This window comes from Nocardioides ferulae (genome assembly GCF_003660455.1).
In the GTDB taxonomy this organism is placed as follows: domain Bacteria; phylum Actinomycetota; class Actinomycetes; order Propionibacteriales; family Nocardioidaceae; genus Nocardioides; species Nocardioides ferulae.
In genome coordinates, this window is sequence record NZ_QZVR01000010.1 from 1 (window position 1) to 26,457 (window position 26,457).

The 26,457-nt window shown below is 73.3% G+C and carries 26 protein-coding genes; 8 read left to right on the forward strand and 18 right to left on the reverse strand.

Features of this window, described 5'->3' with window-relative positions; all coding sequences use genetic code 11:
* On the forward strand, positions 1-289 hold a 289-nt coding region (locus D6B71_RS22805), incomplete at its 5' end, for a hypothetical protein (protein ID WP_164519667.1).
* Between the two features lie 142 nt (positions 290-431).
* Here D6B71_RS22805 and D6B71_RS13545 read toward each other — a convergent pair.
* The 5 genes from D6B71_RS13545 to hrpA form a co-directional block, all read right to left on the reverse strand.
* Positions 432-629 carry a hypothetical protein gene (locus D6B71_RS13545; protein ID WP_164519668.1) on the reverse strand — a complete coding sequence of 66 codons (198 nt, stop codon included), beginning with the start codon at positions 627-629 and terminating at the stop codon, positions 432-434.
* Between the two features lie 135 nt (positions 630-764).
* On the reverse strand, positions 765-890 hold the full coding sequence (locus D6B71_RS23820) for a hypothetical protein (protein WP_276311005.1): 126 nt from the start codon (positions 888-890) through the stop codon (positions 765-767).
* Between the two features lie 31 nt (positions 891-921).
* Complete coding sequence (locus D6B71_RS13550) at positions 922-2,274, reverse strand: flavin monoamine oxidase family protein (protein WP_121255931.1); 1,353 nt, start codon at positions 2,272-2,274, stop codon at positions 922-924.
* A 151-nt stretch (positions 2,275-2,425) separates the two neighbouring features.
* Entirely contained in the window at positions 2,426-3,022 is a 597-nt protein-coding gene (locus tag D6B71_RS13555) for a hypothetical protein (RefSeq protein ID WP_240641411.1), read from the reverse strand.
* A 9-nt stretch (positions 3,023-3,031) separates the two neighbouring features.
* Entirely contained in the window at positions 3,032-6,946 is a 3,915-nt protein-coding gene (hrpA, locus tag D6B71_RS13560) for an ATP-dependent RNA helicase HrpA (RefSeq protein WP_338036799.1), read from the reverse strand.
* Positions 6,947-7,131: 185 nt separating this feature from the next.
* On the opposite strand from hrpA, the gene D6B71_RS13565 reads away from it, so the two are divergent.
* Together D6B71_RS13565 and D6B71_RS13570 are read left to right on the forward strand one after the other, a co-directional pair.
* Positions 7,132-8,688, forward strand: a complete 1,557-nt coding sequence (locus D6B71_RS13565) for an FAD-dependent oxidoreductase (RefSeq protein WP_121255938.1) — start codon at positions 7,132-7,134, stop codon at positions 8,686-8,688.
* A 166-nt stretch (positions 8,689-8,854) separates the two neighbouring features.
* Positions 8,855-9,310: a GNAT family N-acetyltransferase gene (locus D6B71_RS13570; RefSeq protein WP_121255940.1), complete on the forward strand. Its 456-nt coding sequence runs from the start codon at positions 8,855-8,857 to the stop codon at positions 9,308-9,310.
* A gap of 6 nt (positions 9,311-9,316) precedes the next feature.
* On the opposite strand, the gene D6B71_RS13575 is transcribed toward D6B71_RS13570, so the two are convergent.
* The 3 genes from D6B71_RS13575 to D6B71_RS13585 form a co-directional block, all read right to left on the reverse strand.
* Complete coding sequence (locus tag D6B71_RS13575) at positions 9,317-10,609, reverse strand: hypothetical protein (protein WP_121255942.1); 1,293 nt, start codon at positions 10,607-10,609, stop codon at positions 9,317-9,319.
* Positions 10,606-11,145 carry a SigE family RNA polymerase sigma factor gene (locus tag D6B71_RS13580; RefSeq protein WP_121255944.1) on the reverse strand — a complete coding sequence of 180 codons (540 nt, stop codon included), beginning with the start codon at positions 11,143-11,145 and terminating at the stop codon, positions 10,606-10,608. Before D6B71_RS13580 ends, D6B71_RS13575 begins: the two co-directional genes overlap by 4 nt.
* 94 nt (positions 11,146-11,239) lie before the next feature.
* Positions 11,240-11,839: a TetR/AcrR family transcriptional regulator gene (locus D6B71_RS13585; protein ID WP_121255970.1), complete on the reverse strand. Its 600-nt coding sequence runs from the start codon at positions 11,837-11,839 to the stop codon at positions 11,240-11,242.
* Positions 11,840-11,890: 51 nt separating this feature from the next.
* On the opposite strand from D6B71_RS13585, the gene D6B71_RS13590 reads away from it, so the two are divergent.
* From D6B71_RS13590 to D6B71_RS13600, 3 genes are read left to right on the forward strand one after another with little or no spacing between them, the layout of a single operon-like run.
* A complete protein-coding gene (locus tag D6B71_RS13590; RefSeq protein ID WP_121255946.1) occupies positions 11,891-13,426 on the forward strand; it encodes a flavin-containing monooxygenase in 1,536 nt (511 codons plus the stop codon).
* Positions 13,423-14,259, forward strand: coding sequence for an SDR family NAD(P)-dependent oxidoreductase (locus D6B71_RS13595; protein ID WP_121255947.1), 837 nt, complete (start codon positions 13,423-13,425; stop codon positions 14,257-14,259). Before D6B71_RS13590 ends, D6B71_RS13595 begins: the two co-directional genes overlap by 4 nt.
* A 10-nt stretch (positions 14,260-14,269) precedes the next feature.
* Positions 14,270-14,815, forward strand: coding sequence for a ribonuclease FAU-1 family protein (locus D6B71_RS13600; protein WP_121255949.1), 546 nt, complete (start codon positions 14,270-14,272; stop codon positions 14,813-14,815).
* 48 nt (positions 14,816-14,863) lie between these two features.
* Here the strand turns inward: D6B71_RS13600 and D6B71_RS13605 are convergent, their stop codons facing one another.
* The 3 genes from D6B71_RS13605 to D6B71_RS13615 all read right to left on the reverse strand — a co-directional run bounded on the left by D6B71_RS13605 (position 14,864) and on the right by D6B71_RS13615 (position 18,009).
* Positions 14,864-15,964 carry a GerMN domain-containing protein gene (locus D6B71_RS13605; RefSeq protein WP_121255951.1) on the reverse strand — a complete coding sequence of 367 codons (1,101 nt, stop codon included), beginning with the start codon at positions 15,962-15,964 and terminating at the stop codon, positions 14,864-14,866.
* Positions 15,961-16,482 (reverse strand): SigE family RNA polymerase sigma factor, encoded by a 522-nt coding sequence (locus D6B71_RS13610; protein WP_121255953.1) that lies wholly within the window; start codon positions 16,480-16,482, stop codon positions 15,961-15,963. Before D6B71_RS13610 ends, D6B71_RS13605 begins: the two co-directional genes overlap by 4 nt.
* Before the next feature lie 165 nt (positions 16,483-16,647).
* A complete protein-coding gene (locus D6B71_RS13615) occupies positions 16,648-18,009 on the reverse strand; it encodes a threonine/serine exporter family protein (RefSeq protein ID WP_121255955.1) in 1,362 nt (453 codons plus the stop codon).
* A gap of 185 nt (positions 18,010-18,194) precedes the next feature.
* Between D6B71_RS13615 and D6B71_RS13620 the strand changes: the two genes are divergently transcribed.
* Positions 18,195-19,325: a glutamate--cysteine ligase gene (locus D6B71_RS13620; protein ID WP_206051757.1), complete on the forward strand. Its 1,131-nt coding sequence runs from the start codon at positions 18,195-18,197 to the stop codon at positions 19,323-19,325.
* Here the strand turns inward: D6B71_RS13620 and D6B71_RS13625 are convergent.
* Genes D6B71_RS13625 through D6B71_RS13635 form a run of 3 tightly spaced genes read right to left on the reverse strand, consistent with a single transcriptional unit; the run spans position 19,297 to position 22,082 of the window.
* Complete coding sequence (locus D6B71_RS13625; protein ID WP_121255960.1) at positions 19,297-20,463, reverse strand: DNA polymerase IV; 1,167 nt, start codon at positions 20,461-20,463, stop codon at positions 19,297-19,299. The two genes, D6B71_RS13620 and D6B71_RS13625, sit on opposite strands and share 29 nt — an antisense overlap.
* Positions 20,460-21,563: an FUSC family protein gene (locus D6B71_RS13630; protein WP_121255972.1), complete on the reverse strand. Its 1,104-nt coding sequence runs from the start codon at positions 21,561-21,563 to the stop codon at positions 20,460-20,462. Before D6B71_RS13630 ends, D6B71_RS13625 begins: the two co-directional genes overlap by 4 nt.
* A gap of 39 nt (positions 21,564-21,602) precedes the next feature.
* Positions 21,603-22,082: a hypothetical protein gene (locus D6B71_RS13635; protein ID WP_121255962.1), complete on the reverse strand. Its 480-nt coding sequence runs from the start codon at positions 22,080-22,082 to the stop codon at positions 21,603-21,605.
* 223 nt (positions 22,083-22,305) lie between these two features.
* Here D6B71_RS13635 and D6B71_RS13640 point away from each other — a divergent pair, with 223 nt between their 5' ends.
* Complete coding sequence (locus D6B71_RS13640; RefSeq protein ID WP_121255964.1) at positions 22,306-23,706, forward strand: WS/DGAT/MGAT family O-acyltransferase; 1,401 nt, start codon at positions 22,306-22,308, stop codon at positions 23,704-23,706.
* On the opposite strand, the gene D6B71_RS13645 is transcribed toward D6B71_RS13640, so the two are convergent.
* The 4 genes from D6B71_RS13645 to D6B71_RS23150 all read right to left on the reverse strand — a co-directional run.
* Positions 23,699-24,943 carry a site-specific DNA-methyltransferase gene (locus tag D6B71_RS13645; RefSeq protein ID WP_121255966.1) on the reverse strand — a complete coding sequence of 415 codons (1,245 nt, stop codon included), beginning with the start codon at positions 24,941-24,943 and terminating at the stop codon, positions 23,699-23,701. The two genes, D6B71_RS13640 and D6B71_RS13645, sit on opposite strands and share 8 nt — an antisense overlap.
* Before the next feature lie 100 nt (positions 24,944-25,043).
* Positions 25,044-25,181, reverse strand: a complete 138-nt coding sequence (locus D6B71_RS22810; protein WP_164519669.1) for a hypothetical protein — start codon at positions 25,179-25,181, stop codon at positions 25,044-25,046.
* 78 nt (positions 25,182-25,259) lie between these two features.
* Entirely contained in the window at positions 25,260-26,012 is a 753-nt protein-coding gene (locus D6B71_RS13650) for a hypothetical protein (protein WP_121255968.1), read from the reverse strand.
* The coding region (locus D6B71_RS23150; RefSeq protein WP_206051758.1) for a DUF6318 family protein at positions 26,009-26,457 on the reverse strand (449 nt) is incomplete at its 5' end. The genes D6B71_RS23150 and D6B71_RS13650, both read right to left, overlap by 4 nt.

Genomic DNA, 26,457 nt, shown 5'->3' on the forward strand with positions numbered 1-26,457 from the left:
TCCCGAAGCCCACACCCAACGCCGCGAACGCGCCCGCCACGAGCGCTACGTCAAACTCTCCCAGACCGACGAACACGGCTTCCGCCACATCATCGCCAAAGTCACCGCAGGCGACGCCGTCTGGTTCGACGCCCTCGTCGACCGAGTCGCCGACATCCTGGCGCTGGAGCACGGCCACAACCCAGCGGCCACCAATCCGCGACCCGCGCTGACCCGTCCGCTTTCGGTCGGGGGAGCGCAGCGGAGGAGACCGAAACTGACGGGTCAGGGCACGCCCAGCACACGGTGAGATACCCGCCGGACGGTAACCAACCGGGGGGCTCTACGACCGCCCGCTGCTCGCTCGCCCCGCGGGCCGCCCCGCCTACGCGCCAGCGCACCTCGACGCCACCCTCGACCGCCTCAAGGCACTGTCCACCCGACAACTCGCCTCACTCCGCCCCCGCGGCACGGTGTACGTCCACCTCCACCAAGCCGCCCTCCAGAGGCAGGCCGGACTCGCCCGCGTCGAAGGCCTCGGCCCGATGCTCGCCCAGTGCCTCGCCGAACTGCTGGGCCACGCGGACGTGAAGCTCCAGCCGGTCCTCGACCTCGCCACGAAGCCCCGAGTCCACGCCTCCCCGCACCACCGGCGTACACCTCGACCTCGGTTCCTTCGAGCTCGGCTGAGCCGCCTCCGTGGGGACCACGAGCAGCTCGAGACGCGTCGTTCGTCTCGGGGCGGCTCCAGCTTCCGGATCTGGCCGATGAGCGGGCGCCTCTCCTCAGCGCGTGGCCAGTGCGTCGAGGTCACGGGCGCTCGACGTGCCTTCTCGGGGACGTTGGTGCGTGACGCCGAGCTCGGCGGCGCGGGCCCGGGCCTGCTCGATGAACAGCGTGCTGAGGTCCACGCCGGTCCCGGTGAATGGCGGTTCCTTTCGGTCAGAGCAGCGCAGCAACCTCGTCGGCGGTCGCCTCGCCCGAGCGCACCGCGCCCTCCATGTAGCCGTTCCACACCGGCGAGCACTCGGTGCCGGCCCAGTGGACGCGGCCGACGGGTTCGCGCAGCGCGGGCCCGAAGCCGGTCCACACGCCGGGCGCGAAGTGCGCGCCGTAGCAGCCGCGGCTGAACTCCTCGGCGGTCCAGTCCTTCTCGAGGTACTCCTCCGGCTCCGCCGCCTCCGGCCCGAACGCGCGGACCAGGCACTCGACGAACGCCGCCTTGCGCTCCGCCGGCGTACGACGTGACCAGCGCCGGCCGTCCTCGCCCTCCATGAAGCCCATCAGGACGCCGCGCTCGTAGCCGGGCGGGGTGTTGTCGAAGGTGACCTTGACCGGGCCCACGTCGGAGCCGAGCTGCCCGTTGAGGTGGGCGTCGCGCCAGAACGGCCGCGGGTAGACGGCGTACAGCTTCAGCACGCTGCCCATCGGCAGCTTCTGCGTGAGCTGGTCACGCCAGGCCGGCAGCACCGGGCTGTAGTCGAACCGCCCGGCGAGGGTCGGCGGCGCCGCGACGACCACCCGGTCGGCGGCGAAGGCGCGGCCGTCGCGGGTGGTGACCGTGACCCCGTCGGCGTCCTGGGCGATGGTGCGCACCTGCGCCCCGAGCACGACGGCGTCGCCGAGCTCGGCCGCCATCCGCTCGCTGACCAGCACGGAGCCGCCGAGGATCCGGTCGGCCTGGGCACCCCGGTCGACCGCCATCAGCGTGTCCATGTCGACCCCGGATCGGGTGTAGAACAGCGCGTGCAGCAGCGAGACGTCGGACAGGTCGGCGGAGAACACCGCCTCGCAGTAGAGCTCGAAGTAGGCGCGAGCCTGAGGGGTACGCAGGTTGCGCTGCACCCAGGTGCGGAACGTCTGGCCATCGAGCTCACGAGCCGACGGCGTCCGCCACGGTGCGTCCAGCTCCACCCGGCGGGCCAGCCGGCCGAACCGCAGCAGGCCCTGGCCCAGGTCCGCCAGCACGAACGGGTTGAGCCGCGGCACCGCTCCCTTGCGGCCGGGCAGCCGGCCGGTGCGCCCACCGAGCGTGAACACGATGTCGCCGTCGTTGTAGAGCGGGATCGTCTCGAGGCCGAGCTCGCCGACCAGCTCGTACATCCGGTCCTGGGTCGGGCCGATCCACTGCCCGCCGAGCTCGACCCACTGCCCGTCGGACAGCGTGCACCCCTCGGTGCGCCCACCGACCCGGTCGCGGGCCTCCAGCACCCGCACGCTGTGCCCCGCCGCAACCAGCCGCCTGGCGGCGGCGAGGCCCGCGAGGCCGGCGCCCACCACGATGACGTCGGTCATGCTGGGAACGGTAGTGCGGCGGGACCGGAAGGGCGAGCACGCCGGACCGGGAGCGCCTCACGGCGCGTGGCCGCTCGTAGCGGCTAATTTTGGGACCCGGGGCTGCCGCGGCCCGGCGTGCTCAGGGGTCAACTGTACGCCGTCTCGGCGGTCAGCCAAGCCGTTGCGCCAACTCGGCATGGCCGGCGGCCTCGAGCTGCTCCGACAGCAGCAGCATCCGCTGCAGGGCCACGTCGTCACACCCCGGCAGGGACGCGCGACCGGTGGCGACCACCCGCGCGAACGCCGCGGCCCGGAACAGCACGTCGGCGAAGTCGCCACGGGCGATGCCACGCAGCACCTCGTCGACCATCGCTCGCAGCTCGTCGGGGCCGGGCGGGTCGGCCACACCGGCCACGACCCGCGCGACCTGGGCCCGCGCCCGGCCGGCCTCGAACTCGCGCGCCACCTGGGCCGGGTCGGCGTACACCCACGAGCGCAGCAGGTAGAGCCGCCACAGGCAGCCGGCCAGCGAGTCGGCGGGCGCGCTCGACCACAGCTCGGCGATCACCTCGATGCCCTCGGTGTCGGCGAGGTGCAGCAGCCGCTCGGCGACCCCGGCGTCGTCGCTGCCGCGGGCGCCCCGCACCAGCACCGTCGCCGCCCGGTCGGCGGCCTCGCTGACCAGTGCCGGGTCCTGACCGCCCACGATCTCGGCGAAGAACCCGTCGCCGGGCTGCATCGGGCGATGGTGGGGGCGTTGGCTCACCGGTCCAGGCTACGCGTGGGCGTTCAGGACCTTCCGGATCCGCTGGTCGCTGACCGGGTAGGGCGTGCCGAGCTGCTGGGCCCACAACGAGACGCGGTACTCCTCGAGCATCCACCGGGCCTGGCGCAGGTGGGCACCCGGCGGCCGGCCCTCGGGCAGCGCCTCGACCTGGTGCAGCCACGCCGCCTGCAGCTCCGCGATCCGGTCCATCAGCTGGCGGTCGCGGACCACCTCGGCGCTGCCGCCGCTCTCGAGGCGCTCCCGGCGCTGCAGCAGCGCGGTGAGGTACGCCGGGTAGCGGCGCAGCTGCGTGGGCCCGGCCTCGGCGAGGAAGCCGGCGTGCACCAGCCGGGCCAGCTGCGCCTTCAGGTCGGTGAGCGCGGGAAGCAGCCGCATGTCGGTGCGCCCGGAGAGCGCCTTGTCGGCGCGGCGCCAGGCGTCGAGCACCCGGATCACGTCGGCGACCAGGGCGCGCACCCGTGCCTCGTGGTCGACGCGGGCGGCCGCGAGCAGCGCCGCGAACGCCTGCGCGTCGCGCACCGGCGGCCGGGCGTCGACGGCCTCGGCCAGCACTGCGGCCCGGCAGTCGTCGAGCAGCGCGGCCACCGACGGGTAGGGGGATCCGGCCAGGCCGAGCTTCTCGGCGTTGATGAGGCCGTCGAGCACCCGCTTGACCGTGCCGCGCAGCTCGGTGCGGTCCAGTTCGAGTTGGAGCAGCCGGCGTACGCCGAGCCGGTGCCGGGCCTCCTGCTCGTCGGCGGAGCCGTAGACCGACAGCCCGACGGTCTCGCCCTCGTCGACCAGCGCCGGGTAGCCGCGGACCTCGTGGCCAGCGCGGGTCCACGTGTTCGAGGACTCGATGGTGCCGAAGACCCAGCTCGTCTCACCGGTGCGGGCCAGGCCGGAGTCGGTGGCCACCTCGGCCAGCGCCCGCGCGAACTTCGGCCGCATCGGCTCCTTGAGCGCCTCGAGATCCTTGCCGCGGGCCTGCTCTCGGCCGGTCTCGTCGACGACGCGGTAGGTGGGCCGCAGGTGCTCGGGCACCTTGGCCCAGTCCCAGGCCTCACGGGGCACCACCACGCCGGTGGTGGAGCGGCACCACCGCTCGAGGGCGTCGAGCAGCGGCTCCTCGCCGGCCGGCACCGCGGCCAGGAACTCACGCGCCTTGTTGGGCGCTGGCACGAAGCTGACCCGCAGGTTCTTCGGCAGGCTGCGGATCAGGCTGGTGACCAGCTCCTCGCGCAGGCCCGGCACGTTCCAGGAGAACTCGTCGGCCTCGACCCGGTTCAGCGTGGCGACCGGCAGGTCGATGGTCAGCCCGTCGTCGGGCGACCCGGGCTCGAAGTGGTAGCTGATCGGGAAGGTCAGCCCCTCGTCGGAGGCGCGCCACTGTTGGGGGTAGTCGGCCTCGCGGATCTCCTCGGCGGTGTCGTGGGTGAGCATCTGGGGGTCGAAGGTGAGCAGGTCGGGGTGGCGCTGCCGCTCGCGCTTCCACCACTGGTCGAAGTGGGCGCCGCTGACCACGTCGCGCCCGACCCGGGCGTCGTAGAAGTCGAACAGCGTCTGCTCGTCGACGACGATGTCGCGGCGCCGGGCCCGGTGCTCGAGCTCCTCGGCCTCGGCGAGCAGCTCGAGGTTCCTGTTGTAGAACTTGTGGCGCCCCGAGGTCAGCTCGGCCCACTCCCCCTGCACCAGCGCGTGCCGGATGAACAGCTCACGGGCCAGCTCGGGGTCGACACGTCCGTAGTTGACCAGCCGGTCGGCGACCAGCGGCACGCCGTAGAGGGTGACCCGCTCGTAGGCCAGCACCGCCGCCCGGTTCTTGCTCCAGTGCGGTTCGGAGTGGCTGCGCTTGACCAGGTGGGCGCCGAGCCGCTCGGCCCACTCGGGCTGGATCGCGGCGTTCTGGCGCGCCCACAGCCGGCTGGTCTCCACGAGCTCGCCGGCCATCAGGAACTGCGGGTTCCTGCGGTGCAGAACGCTGCCGGGGAAGACCGCGAACCGGGCGCCGCGGGCGCCGAGGTACTCGCGCGGCCCGCGCTCCTTGCGGTCGCGCTCCTCGAGCAGCCCGATGTGGGAGAGCAGACCCGAGAGCAGCGCCTGGTGGATGCCGTCGGCGTCGGGGGTGTCGGCCTCCTTGCCGACGTTGATGTCCATCTCCTTGGCGACCTGGCGAAGCTGGGACTCGAAGTCCTGCCACTCCCGCACCCGCAGGTAGTTGAGGAACTCGCGCTTGCACATCCGCCGGAACGCGCTGGAGGAGAGCTCGCGCTGCTGCTCGCGCAGGTAGCGCCACAGGTTCAGCCAGGTGAGGAAGTCGGACTTCTCGTCCTTGAAGCGGGCGTGCTGCTGGTCGGCCTGCGCCTGCTGCTCGGCCGGCCGCTCGCGGGGGTCCTGCAGCGACAGCGCGGCGGCGATAACCAGCACCTCGCGCACACAGCCGAGCCGCTCGGCCTCGAGGATCATCCGGCCCAGCCGGGGGTCGATCGGCAGCCGGGCCAGCCGGCGGCCGACCGTGGTCAGTCGGTGGCCTTCCTGCGGACGCCGGTCGCGGCGGCCCCGGCGGCGGTCCCGGCCGCCACGCGACTCCTTCGGTGGCTCGGGGCGCGGCGAGGTGTCGAGCGCACCCAGCTCCTCGAGCAGCTGCACGCCCGCGGTGACGTTGCGGCGGTCGGGCGGCTCCACGAACGGGAACCGGGCGATCTCGCCCAGCCCGAGGCTGGTCATCTGCAGGATCACCGAGGCCAGGTTGGTGCGCAGGATCTCGGGGTCGGTGAACTCGGGCCGCCCGAGGAAGTCCTCCTCGGAGTAGAGCCGGATCGCGACACCGGCCTCGACCCGGCCACACCGGCCGGAGCGCTGGTTGGCCGAGGCCTGGCTGATCGGCTCGATCGGGAGCCGCTGCACCTTGGTGCGGGCAGAGAAGCGGGAGATGCGCGCGACGCCGCTGTCGACGACGTACCGGATGCCGGGCACGGTCAGCGAGGTCTCCGCGACGTTGGTGGCCAGCACCACCCGGCGCACGGTCGCGGGATGGCTGGAGAAGACCCGGTGCTGCTCGGCCGCCGAGAGCCGCGAATAGAGCGGCACCACCTCGAGGCTGCGGCCGCGGCTGCCGAGCTCGGCGCCCTCGAGTGCCTCGGCGGTGTCGCGGATCTCGCGCTCGCCGGGCAGGAAGACCAGCACGTCGCCGGGGCCCTGACCCGAGAGCTCGCGGACCGCCTCGATGATCGCCTCGGTCTGGTCGCGGACGACCGGCTCGCCCTCCTCGTCGGCCTCGGGCAGCTCGACCAGGGGGCGGTAGCGAACCTCCACCGGGTAGGTGCGGCCCGAGACCTCGATGATCGGCGCGGGCTTGCCGTCGCGGTCGGCGAAGTGGCGGGCGAAGCGCTCGGGGTCGATGGTGGCGGAGGTGATGATCAGCTTCAGGTCGGGGCGCCGGGGCAGCAGCCGCCGCAGGTAGCCGAGCAGGAAGTCGATGTTGAGGCTGCGCTCGTGGGCCTCGTCGATGATGATCGTGTCGTACTTGCGCAGCATCCGGTCGCGCTGCAGCTCGGCGAGCAGGATGCCGTCGGTCATCAGCTTGACCCGGCTGGAGCGGGAGGTGCGGTCGGTGAACCGCACCTGGTAGCCGACCAGATCTCCCAGCTCGGTGCCGAGCTCGCTGGCGATCCGTTCCGCCACCGACCGGGCGGCGATCCGGCGGGGCTGGGTGTGGCCGATCAGCCCGCCCGTGTCGCCCCTGCCGTCCTTGCCACCCTTGGCGCGGCGTCCGCGGCCGAGCTCGAGACAGATCTTCGGCAGCTGGGTGGTCTTGCCCGACCCGGTCTCGCCGGCCACGATCACGACCTGGTGGTCGCGGATGGCCTGCGCGATGTCGTCGCGACGCTGGCTGACCGGCAGCTCGGGCGGATAGGTGATCACCGGCGCTGGTCTGGGGTCGGGTCGCGGATCGACCTGAGGGGCTGGAGCCGTGCCGGACATAAGGGCTCCATTCTGCCCGGCCGGCGGTGAGCGCCGCCTCCGGGCTTGCCGCCGCCCGCCGGTCGACGCTCGGCCAGCGGGAGCGACGGTTGCCAGCGACCCGGTCTGCCCCGAGCATCGCGGCCATGAGCGAGTCACGTGAGTACGACGTCGTGGTGGTCGGGTCCGGTGGGGGCGCGATGACCGCGGCGGCGCTGGCGGCCAAGGCGGGACTGTCGGTGGTGGTCGTCGAGAAGACCGACCGCATCGGCGGGACGTCGGCGTACTCCGGCGGGGCCTGCTGGCTGCCCGGCACCCAGGCCCAGCAGCGGTGCGGGGTGAGCGCGGACTCCACCGAGTCGGCGCGCAGCTACCTCGCCGCGATGCTCGAAGGTGCCGACCCGGCTCCGGACTGGACCCGGCTCGAGGCGTTCCTCGCCGAGGCTCCCGCACTGGTCGCCGTGCTGGAGGCCGACGAGCTGTTCGAGTTCGAGCACACGATGTTCCCGGAGTACTACGACCTCCCGGGCCGGGTGCCCCTCGGGCGCTCGATCCAGCCGGTGAAGGTACGCCGCAGCGAGCTGCCCGCGGTCGTCTCCGAGCTGCTGCGGGCACCGGTGGAGCTCGATCGCACCGGTCAGCCGGGCCGCAACACGCTCACCGGCGGGCAGGCGCTGATCGCTCGCCTCGCGGCGATCCTCGTGCGGGAGGGCGGGGAGTTCCTCACCGGCCTGCCGGTCACCGGGCTGCTGCTCGACGGCGACGGAGCCGACACCCGGGTGGTCGGAGCGGTGCGGATGTCGCCCGAGGGCCCGATGGAGGTGCGCGCCCGCCACGGGGTGGTGCTCGCCGCGGGAGGGTTCGAGCTCGACGGCGACCGGCGGGCCGGGCGCGGCGTCCCCGGAGAGGCGGCCTGGTCGATGGCCCCCGACGGCACCAACACCGGCGACGCCACCGAGGCCGCGGTCGCGATCGGCGCCGCCACCAGCCTGCTGGACGAGGCCTGGTTCTGTCCCGGGCTGGCCCAGCCCGACGGGCACGCCAGCTTCACGCTCGGCTTCCGCAGCGGGCTGATGGTCGACCAGGCCGGGCGGCGCTACGCCAACGAGTGCCTGCCCTACGACCGGTTCGGCCGCGAGATGGCCAAGGCTCCGGGGCGGATCCCGTCGTGGTACCTCTTCGACGACCGCGAGGGCGGCCAGCTGCCGGCGATCGCGATGCCGCAGGGCGACCCGGCCGAGCACTTGGCGGCCGGCACCTGGGTGCGGGCCGACACCGTCGAGGGGCTGGCCGCCGCGATCGGGGTGCCGGCCGAGGTGCTGGCCGAGACGGTGGAGCGGCACAACGTGCACGCCGCGTCCGGGGTCGACGAGGAGTTCGGTCGCGGGCAGGACGAGTACGACACGTTCTTCGCCGGAGGCGACGGCCCGAACGCCGCGCTCGCCCCGCTGGACCGGGCGCCCTACTTCGCGGCCCGGTTCGTGCTCTCCGACCTCGGCACCAAGGGCGGGCTGGTCACCGATGCCGCCGCCCGGGTGCTGCGCGAGGACGGGACACCGATCGCGGGTCTCTACGCCACCGGCAACACCGCGGCATCCGTCTTCGGTCGCCACTACCCCGCTCCCGGCGCCCCGCTGGGCTCGGCGATGGCGTTCGCCTCCCTCGCCGTCCGCCACCTCGTGGCGGTGCCTGCCGCGGGGTGAGCCGCGGCGCTGGCATGTAACGCGGCGTCCGGGTGGCCGGCGCGGCGCTGCATGTAACGCGGTGTCCGGGTAGCTACTGCGGTGTCGTAACGCCGCAGCAGTTACCGGGACACCGCGTTACAGCTGCCGTGGCGGGCCGAGAACCCGGCGATGCGATGCTGGGACCGTGGCCGAGAACCCGGACGAGTACGAGCTGAGGGACGGCGTGCCGACGGTGGCGGACTACGTGCGGCTGCGGCGCGAGGCCGGGCTCACCCCGCGGGGGACCGAGCAGGCCGAGCGGGCCCTGCCCGGCAGCTGGGCCGCCTGCCACGTGGTGCACCGCCCGACCGGGAAGACCGTGGCCATGGGCCGGGTGATCGGCGACGGCGGGTGGTACTTCCACGTCGTCGACATGGCGGTGCTGCCCGCTCACCAGCGGCGCGGCTTGGGCGACCGGATCCTCACCCGACTGCTCGACGGGGTGCGCGCGGTGGCCGGCGACGAGGACGTGTTCGTGTCGCTGATGGCCGATCCCCCGGGACGGCGCCTCTACGCCCGGCACGGCTTCACCGAGGACCGCGACCGCTCGATCGGGATGGCGATGTGGCTGCGCTCCGACGGGCCGCCAGATCGCGGCTGACCGGGCTCACCCCTCGGGCTGCCACCGCGGGTCGACGACGAAGGCGTAGCCGCGCTCGATCGGCAGCTGCCCGTCCTTCGGCTCGAACGCGACCTGCACCTCGTAGACCGGCCCGGCGTAGGTGACTTCCCAGCCGCCGCCCCACTGCTGCTGGACCTCGCCGACGAGGACGTCGACACCGTCGACGGTGCGCGCCTCGCACCGCACGTAGATCTCCCGCTGGCACACCAGCTCACCCGTCACGCCGTAGGTGGCCACCGCCTCCCACGAGAGCTCGCCGAGGACGCGTCGGCCGTCGCGCCAGGCGCCGCTGAAGTGGAGCGACTGGGGCAGGCTGGCGTCGCGCACCCTCAGGTCGGCACCGGCCGGGCCGAGCAGGTCGCGGCCGGCCTGCTCGAACTCCGCGGCGTCGAGCAGGGGGGCGGACTCGTAGTCCGCCGGCAGCGAGAGACGCGGGTCGGCGGCGGCCTGGAGCAGCGCTTCGGCGGAGAGCCCCAGCTCGTCGACCGGGATCCGTGAGTTGTTGCCGAAGAGCGGATCCGCGGTGAGCACCACGACCTCGCCGTCGTCGGCCTGCTCGACCGCCACCGAGAGCTGCCCGTCACGCTCCGCGACCCATGCCTCCGTCGCCTCCGGTGCCTCGGCCGCCTCGCACTGCCAGCCCTCGTCGGGGCCAGAGTCGTGGCAGGGGTGCATCGCCTCGCGCCAGCCACGGTTGACGGCGATCTGGAGCATGCCCAGGCCGTCCTGCCCCGGGTTCTGCCAGCCGTACCTCGAGCCGAGGGCGAGGACCTGTCCCGATCCGGCCGTGCTCTGCTGGTTGGCGTTGGAGCCGTCGCGGCGCACCAGGTGCTCCCACTGCGGGTCGACGTGCTCGGCCAGCACCTCCTGCCAGGCGACCAGGGTCGCGTCGTGGTCGGGGCCGGTGCCGATCGGGTTGCGGTCGAGAGGCGTTCCCCACGGCACGGGCCTCGGGTCGCCGACCTCGATCTGCATCATCTTCTGCGCCCTGGGGGTCTCCGACGGGGTGGGGTTCGGCCCGTCGGTGCCGCCGGCGACGTCGGGCGACTGGGCGCGGTCGACCATGCCCGGCCCCACCGCCGCACCGGCGCCCACCACCAGCACCGTGGCCAGGGCGGCACCGCCCACCGTGAGCCGCTGCCGCCGCAGTCGGCGCCGGCCCCGCTGCAGGTCGTCACCGACCGCCGTGGACGGTGCCGGCGCCCGCTCGGCCAGCTCGTGCAGCCGGTCGTCGAGTCCGGGGAGCTCGTGCTGCTCGTGCTGCTCGTGACTGGTCATCGCTGGATGCCCTTCGTCGTCCTCGTGTCCGTCGTGGTGTCGTCGCGGCCGGCCGGTGCGAGCGCGGACCGCAGATGGCGCAGCGCCTCGGAGGTCTGGCTCTTCACCGTGCCGGTGCTGATCCCGAGATCGGTGGCGGTCTCCTCGACCGACAGGCCCCAGTAGTGCCGCAGCACCACCACCCGCCGCTGGCCCGGCGCGAGCGCGCGCAGCGCGGTCCACAGCGCGTCGGAGTCCTCGACGCTCAGGCCCTGGTCGGCGGCCCGGTCGAGGGCCGCGTCGTCGGTCGGCCGTTCCCGACGCCACGGTCGCCGGCCCTCGTCGAGGTGGCTGTTGACGACCGTGCGGCGCGCATAGGCGTCCACCGAGTCGGCGCGCGCCATCCGCGGCCACGCGGCGTACAGCTTCGCCAGTGCGGTCTGCACGAGGTCCTCCGCACGGTGCGGGTCGCCGCACAGCAGGTACGCCGTGCGGAAGAGCTGCCCGCGCCGCGCCACGACGTACGCCGTGAACGCCTCGTCCCGAGTGCTGCGCATGTCTGCCCTGGTCCCCCGTCGGTCCGCCGCGGCCTGTCCCCGGCTCCTACCCACCAGACGGAGTGTCCACCCGATCGGTTGGGTGGTTCAGGGATCAGTCCGGTGGCAGCGAGCCGACCAGGGCCGGCAGCGACCCGGCGAGCAGGCCGAGCAGCTGGTCGCGGGAGACTCCGGCCGGGTCGGCCTGCCAGGTCAGCACCAGCTCCTCGGTCAGCGCCGACCAGCCGCGGACGACGAGCCGGGTGGCGGGGGTGTCGGTGAGCAGAGTGCCCTGGGCGTCCTCGCGGAAGACCCGGTCGACGAGCGCCGAGCGGGCCTCCTCGTAGATCTCGCGCAGCGTCTCGTTGCCGGCCGAGGCGGCCTTGACCAGCGAGACGTAGCCCTCGTAGTTCTCGGTCACGTAGTCGACGTAGGCGGTCACCGAGGCGAGCAGCCGTTCGAGCGGCTCGCCCTCGACCGGCGGCGCGGTTTGGGCGATCAGGTCGTCGGCGGCCCGCCGCACGACGGCCTCGTGGAAGGCGTGCTTGTTGCCGAAGTAGTGGTAGAGCAGCCCTCGCGAGATGCCTGCCTCCTCCGCGAGCACGTCGATCGAGAGCTCGTCGAGGGAGCGCGTGGCCAGCAGCCGCACCCCGAGGTCGAGCAGCTGGGCCCGCCGGGCGTCCGGAGCGAGGCGGGTCCGTGAGGTCGAGGTCACGCCGGACACTCTATTGACACATTTTCAATAGCGCCAATACCGTCGACCCCCATGAGCTCCCTCCCACCCCTCCCCGCCTCGGTCGACCACCTCGTGGTCGGTGCGGGGTTCGCCGGCCTGTGCGCCGCGATCAAGCTCACCGAGGCCGGTGAGGCCGACTTCCTCGTCGTCGAGAAGGGCGACGACGTCGGCGGCACCTGGCGCGACAACACCTACCCCGGCGCCGCCTGCGACGTGCCGAGCCAGCTGTACTCCTACTCGTTCGCGCCCAACCCCGACTGGTCGATGTCGTTCTCGCCCCAGCCGGAGATCCAGGCCTACATCCAGCGGGTGGCCCGCGAGTCCGGGGTGCTCGACCGGTTCCGGTTCCACACCGCCGTCGAGGACGCCGCGTGGGACGCCGAGGCACGTCAGTGGGTGGTGCGCACCTCCGCCGGCGAGGTGCGGGCGCAGACGCTGGTCGTGGGGGCCGGCGGGCTGTCGGAGCCCAAGCTGCCCGCGATCGAAGGCATCGAGGGGTTCCGTGGCGAGCTCTTCCACTCCGCCCGCTGGGACCACGACGTCGACCTGGCCGGCAAGCGGGTCGCGGTGATCGGCACCGGCGCCTCGGCGATCCAGATCGTGCCGGAGGTGGCGAAGGTGGCCGGCCACCTCGACGTCTACCAGCGCACCGCACCGTGGGTGATCCCCCGCAACGACCGCCGCTACTCCGCGCTCGAGAAGGCCGCGCTGCGGCACGTCCCGGGGCTGCAGCGGCTCTACCGCACCGGCATCTACTGGGGCCGGGAGAGCTACGTTCCGGCGTTCACGATGGCCCCGAAGATCGCGTTCCCGGCCAAGAAGATGGCGCTGGCCAACATCGCCCGCGGCATCCCCGACCCCGAGCTGCGCGCGAAGGTCACCCCGCACTACGAGATCGGCTGCAAGCGGATCCTGATCTCGAACACCTACTACCCGGCGCTGGCCGCCGACAACGTCGAACTGGTCACCGACCGGATCGCCCGGGTCACCGCCGACGGCATCGTCACCACCGACGGGGTCGAGCGGCCGGTCGACGTGCTGATCGTGGCCACCGGCTTCCACACCACCGACCTGCCGATCACCGACCACGTGCGCGGCCGCGACGGCCGCACGATGGCCGAGGTGTTCGCCCAGCACGGGATGGCCGCCTACAAGGGCACCACCGTGCCCGACTTCCCGAACCTGTTCATGCTGGTCGGCCCCAACACCGGCCTGGGCCACTCGAGCATGGTGTTCATGATCGAGTCGCAGGTGGGCTACCTCGTCGACGCGGTGCGCACGATGCGGATCAACTCCTACGACGTCGTCGAGCCGCGCCGCGACGCCACCGACGCGTGGAACGCCGACCTGCAGCGCCGGATGGGCCGCACCGTCTGGAACACCGGCGGCTGCTCGAGCTGGTACCTCGACGAGCACGGCCGCAACACCACCCTGTGGCCGCGCAGCACCTTCGCCTTCCGCGGGGCGCTGCGCAGCTTCGACGTCGCCGCGTACCGCGTCGAGGGCCCCGCCCCCGCGCCCGAACCCCCGACCCAAGCCCCGATCCGTGAGGACGTGAACGCATGAGGACCCTCGACGGCAAGGTCGTCGTCATCACCGGCGCCGGCTCCGGCATCGGCCGTGCGCTGGCGGTGAACTGCGCCGGGCGCGGCTCACTGCTGGCGCTGTCCGACGTCGACGAGGCCGGGCTCGCTGAGACCGTCGACCTCGTCAAGGCGGCCGGTGCGCAGGAGGTGCGCTCGGACCGCCTCGACGTCTCCGACCGCGCCGCGTTCACGGCGTACGCCGCCGCGGTCGCCGAGCAGTTCGGCCGGGTCAACGTGGTCGTCAACAACGCCGGCGTCGCGCTGGCCGGCGACCTGGTCGACCTGACCTACGACGACATCGAGTGGATCGTCGGGGTGAACTTCTGGGGCGTCGTGCACGGCACCAAGGAGTTCCTGCCGCACCTGATCGCCTCCGGCGACGGCCACGTGGTCAACCTGTCGTCGCTGTTCGGGCTGGTCTCGATGCCCGGCCAGAGTGCCTACAACGCCACGAAGTACGCCGTGCGCGGGATGACCGAGGCGCTGCGCGAGGAGATGCTGATCGCCGGCCACAAGGTCGGGGTCACCTCGGTGCACCCCGGCGGCATCAAGACCGCGATCGCCCGCAACGCCCGGGTCTCCGAGAAGGAGGACAAGGAGGCGACCGCGAAGCTGTTCGACAAGAAGCTGGCGAAGATGGAGCCCGAGCGGGCCGCCGAGATCATCGTCGACGGCATCCTGAAGAACCGGGCCCGGGTGCTCGTCGGCCTCGACGCGCACGCGCTGCACCACTTCGCGCGGCTCACCGGCTCGCGCTACCAGGACGTGGTGGCGCAGGTCAGCAAGCGGATCATGCCGGCGAAGGTCGTGTAGAACCGTCTCCATGAGCCACGCGCCCGGTCCCGCCCCCGGTGACCGGGTGCGCGTGGTGATGACCAAGTGGGGCGGACGGCCGCACTGGGAGTTCGAGGCGACGGTGCTGGGCGCCGACGGGCACGGCGAGTGGCTGGGGGTCGCCGAGGGCACCTTCATGGCGCGGCCGGGGGCGTCGTTCGTGGCTCCGGTCGACCAGGTCGTGCTGGTGCCGGGCGGCGCCGCCGAGGACCGCGGCTTCCTGGCGACGTTCTACTCGCTCGGCGGTGCGGTGAACATCTACGTCGACATGGCCACGCCGGCGGAGTGGGTCGGTGCCGAGCTGCACGCGGTCGACCTCGACCTCGACGTCGTCCAGGGGCCGAGCGGGCGGGCGTGGGTCGACGACGAGGACGAGTTCGCCGACCACCGGGTGCGCTTCGGCTACCCCGACGACATCGTGCGGCTCGCGGTCTCGACCCGCGACCGGGTGCTGGCGGCGGTCGAGGCCGGCCACCCGCCGTACGACGGTACGGCGGCGCGGTGGCTGGCCCGTCTCTCGCCGACCCGTCACTGATTCCCGCCTTTCGGCGGCGTGTCGAGGAACGATCGACCTCTCGGCCGGTCAGCGCGTCGTGCGAGGCGGCAGCTCCTCCTCCACCAGCCACACCTCGTCGGCGTCGGCGGGGATGCAGCCGGTCCGAGACTCGGCCGTCGCGCTCCCTCCACCGGCCGTGAGCCGGTCGCCGTCCACGGCCACCAGGAGGCCGTCGGCGCGCCGCACCTCCAGGCGGCCGTCCGGCGCCAGCGTCGCCGAGTAGCCCTGGGGCCAGATCGGGTAGGTGCGCGGGCCCTCGGCGCCCCCGAAGAACGGGCAGCCGTTCTCGTCGACCCAGAGGGTGCCGCCACTGAGCGCGAGCCTCGCCGGGTTGCCGTACTGCCAGCTCGAGGTGGGCAGGTCGACGACCCGGGGTGCGTCCTGCGCCGCACCCGCGGGCAGCACGTCGGGGTCGGCGGCGACCGGCCAGTCGAACCTGCGCGCCCATACCCCCCGCACCGGCTCCCCGCCGAACGTGAGGGCGACCGGGACGTCGGTGTCGAGGGCGTCCTGGGCGGTGTAGACGACCTGCTGGACCGCGAGCCCCGGGCTGACCCCGAGATCCATGTCGCGCATCACGTAGGGGATCCACGGGTCGCGGGTCAGGTCGACGGTGATCACCCCCTCATCCACGGTGACCGACGCGACGTCGATCGTCGCCTCCGCCGCGGCCGGGTCGGTGACGTCGTGGAAGCCGTTGAACCCGGTCAGCAGCTGCGGCTGGGCCGGGGGCATGGTCAGCAGCGCGTGCAGGGCGTCGTACGCCGGGTCGCCGGTGTCGGCGACCTCGAGCACCCTGGGCACGAGCTGGGGGATGACGAAGCCGCCGCCTCCCACGTCGGCGCCCGGGTCGTTGGTGTAGTAGACGGTCACCTCGGTCGTGGCCGTCGGATCCGTCGCGACCTGCCCCGCGTCGCGGCCGGGCGGCCTCCCGCCGGTGGTGGCGGCCCACACCCCGCCGCCGGTGGCCACCACCGCCGCGGCGGCCAGCCCGGCGACCGCGGCCCGGCCCCGCCGGCGCCGTCGTCGCCCGGCGGCCACCATCGCGGCCACCTGCGGGTGGCCGCCCGGCACGGCGTCCCAGAGCCGTCGCAGGTCGGGGACCGGGTCGGTGTGGGGTGCGGTCATCGGGTGCTCCCGAGGTCGGAGTTCGCGGTGGTGAGGTGGGCGAGGGCGGCGTCGTCGCCCGCCAGGCGGGCCAGTGCCCGGGAGAGCCGGCTCTTCACGGTGCCGGTGGAGACGCCGAGCACCTCGGCGGCCTGCCGCTCGGAGAGGTCGGCGAGCACCCGCAGCACCACGACGGCCCGGTGGTCGTCGCTGAGCCCGGCCAGGGCGCGGTGCACGGCGTCTGTGACGTCGACGGCGGTGCTGGCATCGGGATCCGCGCGGTCCGGCGGCTGCGCCGTCGGCTGCTCACCCCACCAGCGGCGCCGCCGGCTGTCGGTGTGGCAGCGCAGCAGCACGCGGTAGACGTAGGCGTCGCGGTCGTCGGCACGGCGTACCTTGCTCCACTTGGCGAAGCAGCGGACCAGCGTGGTCTGCGCGAGGTCCTGGGCCTCGTCGAGGCTGCAGCCCAGGAACACCCCCGCCCGCACCAGCGACTGCCAGCGGGCGGCCGCGTAGTCGGCGAACTCGGCCTCGTCCACGTGCGCCCCGCTCGTGCTGGTGGGCTCCGTGGGTCGGAGCCCTCTGCTGCGTACGACGGGTCGGCACCGCGGATCCGTTCCGTGCCGGGTCGGCGGCGCTCGCCGAGGCGTCGATCGTCCCTCGACACGCCGGGTCTCGACAGGCTCGACCACCGGGGCCGGGAATCAGTGACGGGTCGGCGTCTCGCGGGTCCGGGCCCGGCGCTCCCGGCGGGCGGCGCGAGTCTGGGCGCGGTGCGGCCCGACCAGCCGGGGTCCGGCGAGCCGCTGCTCGAGCCGCCGGGCCTCACGCTTGAGCGGCTGGGCGACGTACTCGCCGAGGATCACTCCGGAGGCGAGCGCGATCGCGACGGTGACCGCGGTGACCATCGCCAGCAGGCCGTCGGAGCTCTCGCCGCCGGACTCGGCGAGCAGCGCGAGCCCGCGGTAGATCGAGAGTCCCGGCAGCATCGGCACGATCGCCGACACGACGATGACCAGCGGCGGCACCCGCACCCGCGCGGAGACCGTGTAGCTGACCAGACCGACGAGGAACGCGGCGACGCCGGTGCCCCAGGTGCGGCCCACCTCCAGGGACTGGATGCCGGCGGAGACGAACATCGCGACCGCCGCGATCACCGCGATCGGGGCGATGATGCGCCACGGCGCGTAGGACGAGAACGCGAACGCCGCCGCGCACAGCGCGGCGCCCACGGCCATGATCGAGATGTCCTTGAGGTTGCCGGTGCCGGGATCGATGCGGCCCACCTCGACACCCAGTGCGCTGGCCAGGGTGAGCCCGGCGCTCACCCCGGCGATGATGCCGGCGGTGGCCAGGATCGCCTCGGTGATCCGGGCGGTGCCGGTGACGTAGAACCCCGAGAGGGCGTCCTGCAGCGCGCCCATGAAGCCGATCCCGGCCAGCAGCATCACGATGTTCGCGGTGATGACGAGGGAGACATCGACGTCGAGCGGGGTGGCCGAGCACAGCACCGCCAGGCCGGTGGCCACCGCCCCGCCGGCGATCTGGCGGTAGAAGAACGGCAGCCGCTGCCGGGCGAGCACGATCTGGAGCCGGTCGATGCAGACCGCGGCCACGAACGCGATCGACACCACCACCGCGTCACCGCCGAGCTGGATGCCCACGCCCGCGCACATGAGCCCCCAGCCCACCGTCACCGCCCACCGCGGACGGCTGTGGCCCGACGAGGTGACCCGCGCCAGCTCGGAGCGGGCCTCCTTCAGGTCGAACCGGCCGGCGAGCACGTCGCGCACCAGGTGGTCGACCTGGGTCAGGTCGTCGTAGTCGATGTCGCGCTGCCGCACCAGGCGGGTGTGCACCAGCGGCGGGTCCTCCGGCTGCAGCTGGTAGCTCATCGACAGCGAGGTGAACGTCACGTCGATGTCGGGCCGCCGGATGCCGAAGTGGTAGGCCAGTGAGTCCATCGTCGCGGTCACGTCGGCGGCTCCGGCGCCCGACGAGAGCAGCAGCTCGCCCACGCGCAGGCAGAAGTCGAGGGTCAGGTTCGTCTCGCGTACCTCCGGCATGCCGGCGATGCTGCCAGACGCGGCGGACGCCGCTGAACCGGCGCACGCCGCCCGCCGCTGGGTCGCCGCTGGGTCCCTGCTGGGTCGCCGCGGGGCCGCCGGAGGGCCGCCCCGGCATCGGCTCCGAAGGAGACCTGTAGCACAGATCGCCGCCTCAACTGGGGCCGATGTGCCACGCTCGTGCCGTGCGGATCGACTTCCGGGGCTCCCCTGCGCCGACGCTCGGCGTCGAGTGGGAGTTCGCGCTCGTCGACAAGGGCGACCGCGACCTGGTCAACGCCGCCGACGACCTCATCGGGGCCGCCAAGTCGAGGCTGCCGGACCCCAGCCGGCTGCACCGCGAGCTCCTCGGCAACACCGTCGAGGTGGTCACCGGGGTCTGCGACACCGTCGGCGACGCGATCGGCGAGCTGCAGCACACGATGGCCGAGCTGGTGCCGGTCGCCGACGGGCTCGGGCTCGACCTCTACGGGGGCGGCACCCACCCGTTCGCGTCCTGGAGCCGGCAGCAGCTCTCGCCGGGCCACCGCTACGCCGAGCTGATCAACCGCACCCAGTGGTGGGGCCGCCAGATGCTGATCTGGGGCGTGCACGTGCACGTCGGGCTGCCCGAGCGAAAGCGGGTGATGCCGGTGCTCTCGGCGCTGCTCACCTACTACCCCCACCTCCAGGCGCTCTCCGCGTCGTCCCCGATCTGGGCCGGCACCGACACCGGTTACGCCTCCAACCGGGCGCTGATGTTCCAGCAGCTGCCCACCGCCGGGCTCCCGTTCCAGTTCGAGCACTGGGCGGAGTTCGAGAAGTTCGCCGGCGACCAGCTCACCACCGGGGTGATCGACGAGCTCTCCGAGATCCGCTGGGACGTGCGCCCCGCGCCGCACCTGGGCACGTTGGAGAACCGGGTGTGCGACGGGGTGTCCACCTTCGACGAGCTGGCCGCCCTGGTGGCGCTGATGCATTGCCTGGTGGTCGACCTCGACACCCGCGCGGCCGCCGGCGAGACGCTGCCGACGATGCCGCCCTGGCACGTGCAGGAGAACAAGTGGCGGGCGGCGCGCTACGGCCTGGACGCGATCGTGATCCTCGACGACCACAGCAACGAGCGGCTGGTCACCGACGACCTCGCCGACCTGCTGGTGCGGCTCGAGCCGGTCGCCGACCGGCTGGGCTGCGCGGCCGAGCTGGCCTCGGTCGCCGACATCCCCCGGCACGGGGCGTCCTACCAGCGCCAGCGTGCCGTGGCCGAGCGCACCGAGGGCGACCTGGTCGCGGTGGTCGGGTCGGTCGTCAACGAGCTGCGGGCGGGGCTGGCGTAGCGGGCTCCTCGGTCGGCGGGGTCATCTCCAGGCGTACGCCGAGCAGCCGCACCGGCCGCTCCCGGTCGGCGGGGTCGAGCCGGTCGAGCAGCGAGACGGCGGCGTCGGCGAGCAGCTCCGGGTCGTTGCTGGGCTCGGGCAGCGTGAGGCTGCGGCTGACGGTGAAGAACGGGCGGAACCGCACCTTGATCCCCACCCGGGCCGCCGGCCGGCCCTCGGCGTCGATGTCGGCGACAGTGCGCCGGGTCAGCGCCCGCACCTGCGCGGCGATCTCGTCGGGGTCGACGAGGTCGGTCTGGAAGGTCTCCTCCCGCCCGTGCGCTCGCGGCACCCACGGCGTCGCGTCGACCGGTGAGGTGTCGACGCCGCGGCCGAGCCGGTGGTACCACGGGCCCATCGTGGGCCCGAGCTCCGCGGCCAGCACGCGGGCGTCGGAGGCCGCGAGCTGGGCGACGGTGCCGATGCCGAGCGCGGCGAGCTTCTTGGCGGTCTTGCCGCCGATGCCCCACAGCGCGTCGGTGGGCCGCTCGCCCATCACCTCGAACCAGTCGGCGCCGGTGAGCATGCCCACACCCTGCGGCTTGCCGAAGTCGGTGGCGATCTTCGCGCGCAGCTTGTTGTCGCCGACCCCGACCGAGCAGTGCAGGTCGGTGGCGTCGAGCACGGCGGCGCGGATCTGCTCGGCGAAGTCCCGTGGGTCGCCGAGCTCGCCGTGGCAGGACGCGGCGGCGAGGAACGCCTCGTCCCAGCCGAGCACCTCGACCACCACCGGAGCACCGCCCCAGGCGAGGCCGCGCAGGGTCTGCATCACCCGCACCGAGGCGGCCTCGTAGGCCTCCTTGTCGACCGGCAGGAAGACCGCGTCGGGGCACTTGCGCACGGCCAGCCGCAGCGGCATCCCGGAGCCGACGCCGTGTGCCCGCGCTTCGTACGACGCGGTGGCCACCACGCCTCGCTCGGTCGGGTCGCCGCGTCCCCCGACCACGACCGGCAGCCCGGCGAGCTCGGGGCGGCGCAGCACCTCGACGGCGGCGATGAACTGGTCGAGGTCGACGTGGAGCACCCAGGGCTGCCCGGCGGGGCCGTCGGGGCGGCTGCCGGCCGGCGTCGCCGGCACCGGGTGTGTCGGCTCCTTCATCGGCTCGGTGGGGGTGGCAGCGCGTCGGTCGACTCCACCTCGTCGAGGCCGGTGAGCACGAGCAGGTCGGCGACGACCGAGCGCAGCTGGGCCAGGATCGCCTCGACCGGGAGCACCTGGGTGCGCTCGACCGCGCCGGTGGCGGCGGCGATCGCGAGCAGCCGGTCTCGGGCGGCCACGGCCATCCGGTCGGCGGCGAGCTCGTCGGCGACCAGGTCGGTGGCGTCGGCGAGGTCGAAGGCGAGGCGGGCGTAGCCGCTGGGCACCGGCCGGCGGCGGTAGGCCGCCACCGCGGTCTGCCGGACCAGCACGCGGGTGCTGCGCAGCGACCGGTCGAGCGGCTCGACCAGGTCGGCCATCCGCCGCAGGTTGCCGCGGTGGCGCACCCGGAACGGCGACGACGCCACCACGGCCATGCCCTCCTCGGCGGCGGCCTGCAGCTCGCGGATCAGGTGGTCGGTGGAGCGGGCGTCGGCGAGCAGCTCCAAGGCGGGCGCCGACTCGCCGTCGACCATCACCTCCCCCGCGGCGCGCAGCAGGGCGCTGACCTTGCGGACCACGACCGCGGCCTGCTCGCGCGGGCGCCGCAGCGGCGCGGCCGGGACCGCCGTGGCGGCGACCAGCGCGACCGCGCCGCCGACCAGCGCGTCGGTCCACCGGGTGAACGCGGCCCCCGGGTCGGCGATGAGGGTGGCGACCACGATCGACTGCACGGCCGCCTGGTTCACGAACAGCTGGCCGCCGTCGAGGAGCAGCGCCACCGTCATGGCCAACGCGACGATCGCGGTCAGCTGCCACCAGCCGGAGCCGAACTGCCACACCAGCAGGTCGCCGACCAGCACCCCGATCGCCACGCCCAGCGCCACCTCGGCGACCCGCCGCAACCGCTGCCCGTAGGAGGTGCCGAGGCTCAGCACCGCCGCGATCGGCGCGAAGAACGGCGTGTCGTGGCCGAGCAGGTCGGCCGCGATCAGCCAGGCCGCACCAGCAGCCAACGCGCACTGGGCGACCTGCCAGGCCTTCGCCTGCAGCCGGGCCCGCCGGGCACGCAGCGAGGTGCGACCGCGGCGGAACGCACGATCGAGCGGGCCGGGCTCCATGACCCGATGGTGCCAGAGCGGCCGGCGCACCCGACGAGGTCAGCGCACCTCCCGGCGCACCTGCCCGGCCGCCTCGGCCGCGGCGTCGGCGACCCGGTCGGCGGCCACGGTGCGGGCGTAGCGGATCGCGTTCTGGGTGGCGGCGAGGTCGCGGTACCAGGTGCGGACCTCGGTGCGGCAGCGCACCCGCGCCACCTTGGAGGCGTACTCCCCGCACTCGGCCCGGGCCTCGGAGTCGGTCGGCGGGAACTCCTCGGTGCCGTCGTAGTAGTAGATGCCGAAGCCGTTGGCCTTGTCGCCCTCGATCTCCACGATCGTGCGGTCCGGCGGCACCCACGGGTCGTCGAAGGAGGCGACGGCCGTGCCGACGGCGCCTCCGCCGAGGCCGAACGCCAGCAGCGCGACGAGCACGAGTCGCCGGACCCGGCGGGGCGCGGTCGGCCGGCCCGGCGTGGTGGACGCGGTGGACGGCGGGTTCGCGTCTTCGCGCCGGAGGAGGCGAGGAACGGTGATCTTCATGGTGGCTCCCGAGGGTCGGTGCGCCGGCGAATTCCGGCGTGTCCGCGACGCTAGAAGCCGGTCGGGGGTCTCCGCCTCCGACCGCCGGCCGCCCTGTGGAGGAGGCCCGCTCCGGCGCGGTTGTGGACGACGTGCTCCCGAAACCTCGAGGCCGACCGGTCGTTCCCCTTGTGGCGCCCGCCACCACCCGCGATCATCGGACGCCCTAGGAGAGGCGGCACCCGTGGTGACACCGATCGACCCGACGTCGGCGGCCTTCTTGCTGGCCGAGAACCGGCGGATGCCGATGCACGTCGCGGCACTGCAGCTCTTCGAGACCCCCGACGGGGCGGGCCGTGACTACCCCCGCCGGATGTTCGAGGCGATGAGCGACGTGCCGCGGGTGGCGCCGCTGTTCCGCAAGCACCCCCGCCGGTCGCTGGCGCTCGCCGGCCAGCTCGCCTGGCACTACGACGACGACGCCGAGTTCGACCTCGGCCACCACGTGCGGCACGCCGCCCTCCCCCGCCCGGGCCGGATCCGCGAGCTGCTCGACCTCACCAGCCGCGTGCACGGCACCCGGCTGGCCTGGGACCGGCCGCTGTGGGAGTCCTACGTCATCGAGGGCCTGCGCGACGGGCGGGTGGCGATGTACACCAAGACCCACCACGCGCTGGTCGACGGCATCTCCGCGATGCGGCTGATGCAGAGCGTGCTGACCACCGATCCCGCCCAGCGCGGCATGCCCGCACCGTGGGCCGAACGGCCCGGCACCTCCCGCTCCCGGGCGGAGCGCAGCCTGGCCGACGTGCCCGCCTCGGCGCTGCGTACCGCGCTCGGCCTGTCGGCGGAGGCCGCGGGTATGCCCGCGGCGCTGGTGCGCACCCTCAACAAGGGGTTGCGCAACGAGACCTCCGCGATCTCGCTCTATGCCCCTCGCACCATGTTCAACCAGACCATCAGCGGCGCCCGCCGGTTCGCGGCCCAGGACTGGCCGATCGCGCGCCTGCGTGCGGTCGGCAAGTCCAGCGGCACCACGATCAACGACGTGGTGCTCGCGATGTGCAGCGGGGCGGTGCGGCGCTACCTGATCGAGCTCGACGCGCTGCCCGAGACCACGCTGGTCGCGATGGTGCCGGTGGGCCTGAACGCCCGGGACAGCCACCTGGCCTCCGCCGACGGCGGCAACGCGGTCGGCTCGGTGATGTGCCGGCTCGGCACCGACCTCGAGGACGCCGCCGACCGGCTGATGGGCATCCACGGCTCGATGCGCGACGGCAAGCAGGCACTGGCCTCGATGACGCCCGCCCAGATCGTGGCGATGAGCGCGCTCGGCCAGGCGCCGGCGATCCTCGCCCCGCTGCTGCGGATGCAGGGCCTGGTGCGGCCGCCGTACAACCTCATCATCAGCAACGTGCCCGGCCCGCGCACCACGCACTACTGGAACGGCGCGAAGCTGGTCGGCAGCTATCCGGTGTCGATCCCGATCAACGGGATGGCGCTCAACATCACCTGCACCTCCTACGACACCCAGATGGCCTTCGGGCTCACCGGCTGCCGGCGCACGGTGCCGCACCTGCAGCGGCTGCTCACCCACCTCGACGACGAGCTCGCGGCGCTGGAGCAGGCGACGGGAGTCAGCTGAGCGCTCCTGGGGCGTCGTCGGGTACGCCGGTCGGGCGCTCCTCGCGGAACCCCCCGCCGAGCCGCTCGGCGACGGCCCGCAGCCGCGCGCGGGTGATGTCGGCGACGGTGGCGTAGCCGGCGTTTCGGGCGTTCGAGCCCTCGCGGGTCGGCTCCGCGGAGTTGACGCTGAGGCAGCGGCGGGTGCCGCCGTCGGCGAGGTTCGCGAGCGCGACCGCATGGCCCGTCGTACCGCTGCCGGCGAAGAAGTCGAGCACGACGGCGTCGTCGGGCATGGTGCCGAGGATCCGCCGGACCAGCCCGGTCGGCTTCGGCGACTCGAAGACGTGGCCGAGGATCTCCTTCAGCTCGGCGACGGCGGTGTCGGTGGAGCCGACCTCCTCGGCGAGCCAGATCGTACGTAGCTTCTTGCGGCGTCCGCCCGGGGTGTCGCGGTGCAGCCAGTCGCGTTGGAAGACGTCGACGCGCTCGCCCAGGCGCCCCTTGATGGTGCGGCAGACCAGGTCTTCGGGGCGCTGCTCGACCAGCGGCCGGCTCCACCGCCAGACAGCGGGGGTGCCGTCGCCGAAGACCGGGCTGATCTCGACAGCGCCGGTGAACGGGGCGGCGGCGACCCGACCAGTCTCGGGGTCGCCCCACAGCGGGTAGTGCAGGGTGCGGGCGGTCACCGGGTTGAACTTCTTGTTCGTGTTGCGCAGCGGCAGGTGCCGGAAGCGGCGCCCCGTGGGGTCGGTGTGCGGGAAGTCGCGGTCGTCCACGTCGTCGGCGCTGCTGGCCTCGAGCACGGTCGCCCGGGCGTCGCGGGCGTAGACGAGGAGGTACTCGTGGCTGGTGGCGAAGCCCCGCCCGAGCTGGCGGCCCTTGGGGTTGAGGTTGACCACGACCTGCGCGAGGAAGTTCTCCTCGCCGAAGATCTCGTCGAGCAGGAGCCGCAGGTGGGCGACCTCGTTGTCGTCGATGCTGACGAAGATCGCCCCGGTCTCGCGCAGGACGGCATGGGCGGCGGCCAGCCGCGGCCGCATCATCGCCAGCCACGCCTGGTGGCGCGACGCACGCGGGCCGCGACCGTTCTCGGCGCGGTCCCGGAAGTCGTCGCGGTAGGCGAAGTCGTTGCCGGTGTTGTAGGGCGGGTCGATGTAGATCAGGTCGACGCTCTCGCCGCGGCCGGCCAGCCAGGTCAGGACCTCGAGGTTGTCGCCCTCGACGAAGGTGTTCCAGGGTTCCGCCGGCTCGGCCACGGGTCGCAGGGTAGCCCGGCCGGGTGGGCATGGGGTGGGTCGTGTGCCTGAGAACGCGCCATAGCGCGTCGTGGGGCCCACGACGCGGCGGCGGCGGTGCTCAGACGCCGGCGGGCGCGGTCTCGGGGTCCGGCGGCACGCCCGGGTCCTCGCCGGGCAGCACGGGGTCGAGGCCCGGCTCGGTGCTGGGCACGATGTCCGGGTCTCCGGTTCCGGGGTCGATCGGTGTCGTCGTCATGCTCGGCCTGTACCCCGACCACGCCGGGCTACGCGGGCCGATTCGGGACTCATCGGGCCGACGACGGCCGGGTCGGGGCTACTCGTAGGCGACCAGCACCGGCGTGGCCGTCTCCACCACCAACCCCACCGGCTCACCCGGGATCGTCACCGTGCCCGCCACCGGCGCCCACGCGCCACCGTTGACCCGGAACTCCGCCGCATAGGTGGTGTCCACCCGCGGCGAGACCCGACCCTTGCGGAGGTACTCGTGGGTGACGTCGAGAGCCGGGTACGGCGCCCCGGGCTCCGCCGACGTCTGCGTTGCGCCGTCACCGAACACCCACGTGAACCGCGCCGGCCAGATCCGCAGATCCACCCGCTGCCCCAACAACGTCACCGACTCCGTGAACGGCCCACTGTCGGTGAAGAAGTTCGTCGCGAAGTTCACCAACGTCCGACCATCCGGCGGCTGCACCACCAACTCCGACGCCGGCAACGGCAACTCCTGGAACGCCGTCGCCACCATCCCCGGAGTGACCGTGGGCGGCGCATCGGTAGGCAGAGCCTCGGCCAATGGGTCGCAGTACTCCTCCGGGGACAGGCCCATGGAGAGTGCGGTTCTCACACACACGGGGTCCCAGCCCGAGTCAGGAGGAGGCGCATCTGTCTGCGAGCCGGTCTGCACGGTCGTTCCGTCAGTAGAAGAGGCGGGGCAGTGCCAGGAACCCGTCACCTGGATAGCGCCGTCTACGAAGTGCTCAGTGAGCACCCACTCGCAGCCTGATCGTTCCGCAGCGGCGATGGAAACCGTCGTGGGGACCAGCAGCAGCAGTGATAGCAGGCGCTTCATGACAGGAAGCCCGTGAAGCTGACCAGCCAGCCATCGTCTCCGCGCGTCAACTTGAAGACGACTAGCCGCTTGTCCGGCGGGTAGACCACGGGCTCGCCACCCGCCTCCGACAACGTCCGGCCTCCGGCAATCCTGACTGCCGTGTTGACTCGTGCTCGGTCAGGCCGATTCGATCGAACCTGCGCACGAACAACTCGCCATCCTTCGGTCCGGAAGTATCCACCGGCGTCGTAGGCATCCTTGATCGGATCAATCAGCCCGTAGCAGGACTCACACCCTCGCAGCGTTAGCGCCTCGACCGCACTCGTGTCCCCGCTGGCCATGGCACGGTTTCTGGCGTCTATCCAGGCGCGCACCGTTTCTACGGGGCCGGGAGTCGGCGTCTCCTCACTCGGCTCCCCGCTCGGCGTCGACGCCACCGACTGCGTGGGAGCCATCTTCGGCT

Coding starts and splice junctions, on each gene's coding strand:
- D6B71_RS13550 (WP_121255931.1), bottom strand. CDS start 2,274: ATGACCGACGTCATCGTGGTGGGCGCCGGCCTCGCGGGCCTCGCCGCC.
- D6B71_RS13565 (WP_121255938.1), top strand. CDS start 7,132: ATGAGCGAGTCACGTGAGTACGACGTCGTGGTGGTCGGGTCCGGTGGG.
- D6B71_RS13575 (WP_121255942.1), bottom strand. CDS start 10,609: ATGACCAGTCACGAGCAGCACGAGCAGCACGAGCTCCCCGGACTCGAC.
- D6B71_RS13580 (WP_121255944.1), bottom strand. CDS start 11,145: ATGCGCAGCACTCGGGACGAGGCGTTCACGGCGTACGTCGTGGCGCGG.
- D6B71_RS13590 (WP_121255946.1), top strand. CDS start 11,891: ATGAGCTCCCTCCCACCCCTCCCCGCCTCGGTCGACCACCTCGTGGTC.
- D6B71_RS13595 (WP_121255947.1), top strand. CDS start 13,423: ATGAGGACCCTCGACGGCAAGGTCGTCGTCATCACCGGCGCCGGCTCC.
- D6B71_RS13600 (WP_121255949.1), top strand. CDS start 14,270: ATGAGCCACGCGCCCGGTCCCGCCCCCGGTGACCGGGTGCGCGTGGTG.
- D6B71_RS13605 (WP_121255951.1), bottom strand. CDS start 15,964: ATGACCGCACCCCACACCGACCCGGTCCCCGACCTGCGACGGCTCTGG.
- D6B71_RS13615 (WP_121255955.1), bottom strand. CDS start 18,009: ATGCCGGAGGTACGCGAGACGAACCTGACCCTCGACTTCTGCCTGCGC.
- D6B71_RS13625 (WP_121255960.1), bottom strand. CDS start 20,463: ATGAAGGAGCCGACACACCCGGTGCCGGCGACGCCGGCCGGCAGCCGC.
- D6B71_RS13630 (WP_121255972.1), bottom strand. CDS start 21,563: ATGGAGCCCGGCCCGCTCGATCGTGCGTTCCGCCGCGGTCGCACCTCG.
- D6B71_RS13635 (WP_121255962.1), bottom strand. CDS start 22,082: ATGAAGATCACCGTTCCTCGCCTCCTCCGGCGCGAAGACGCGAACCCG.
- D6B71_RS22810 (WP_164519669.1), bottom strand. CDS start 25,181: ATGACGACGACACCGATCGACCCCGGAACCGGAGACCCGGACATCGTG.
- D6B71_RS13650 (WP_121255968.1), bottom strand. CDS start 26,012: ATGAAGCGCCTGCTATCACTGCTGCTGCTGGTCCCCACGACGGTTTCC.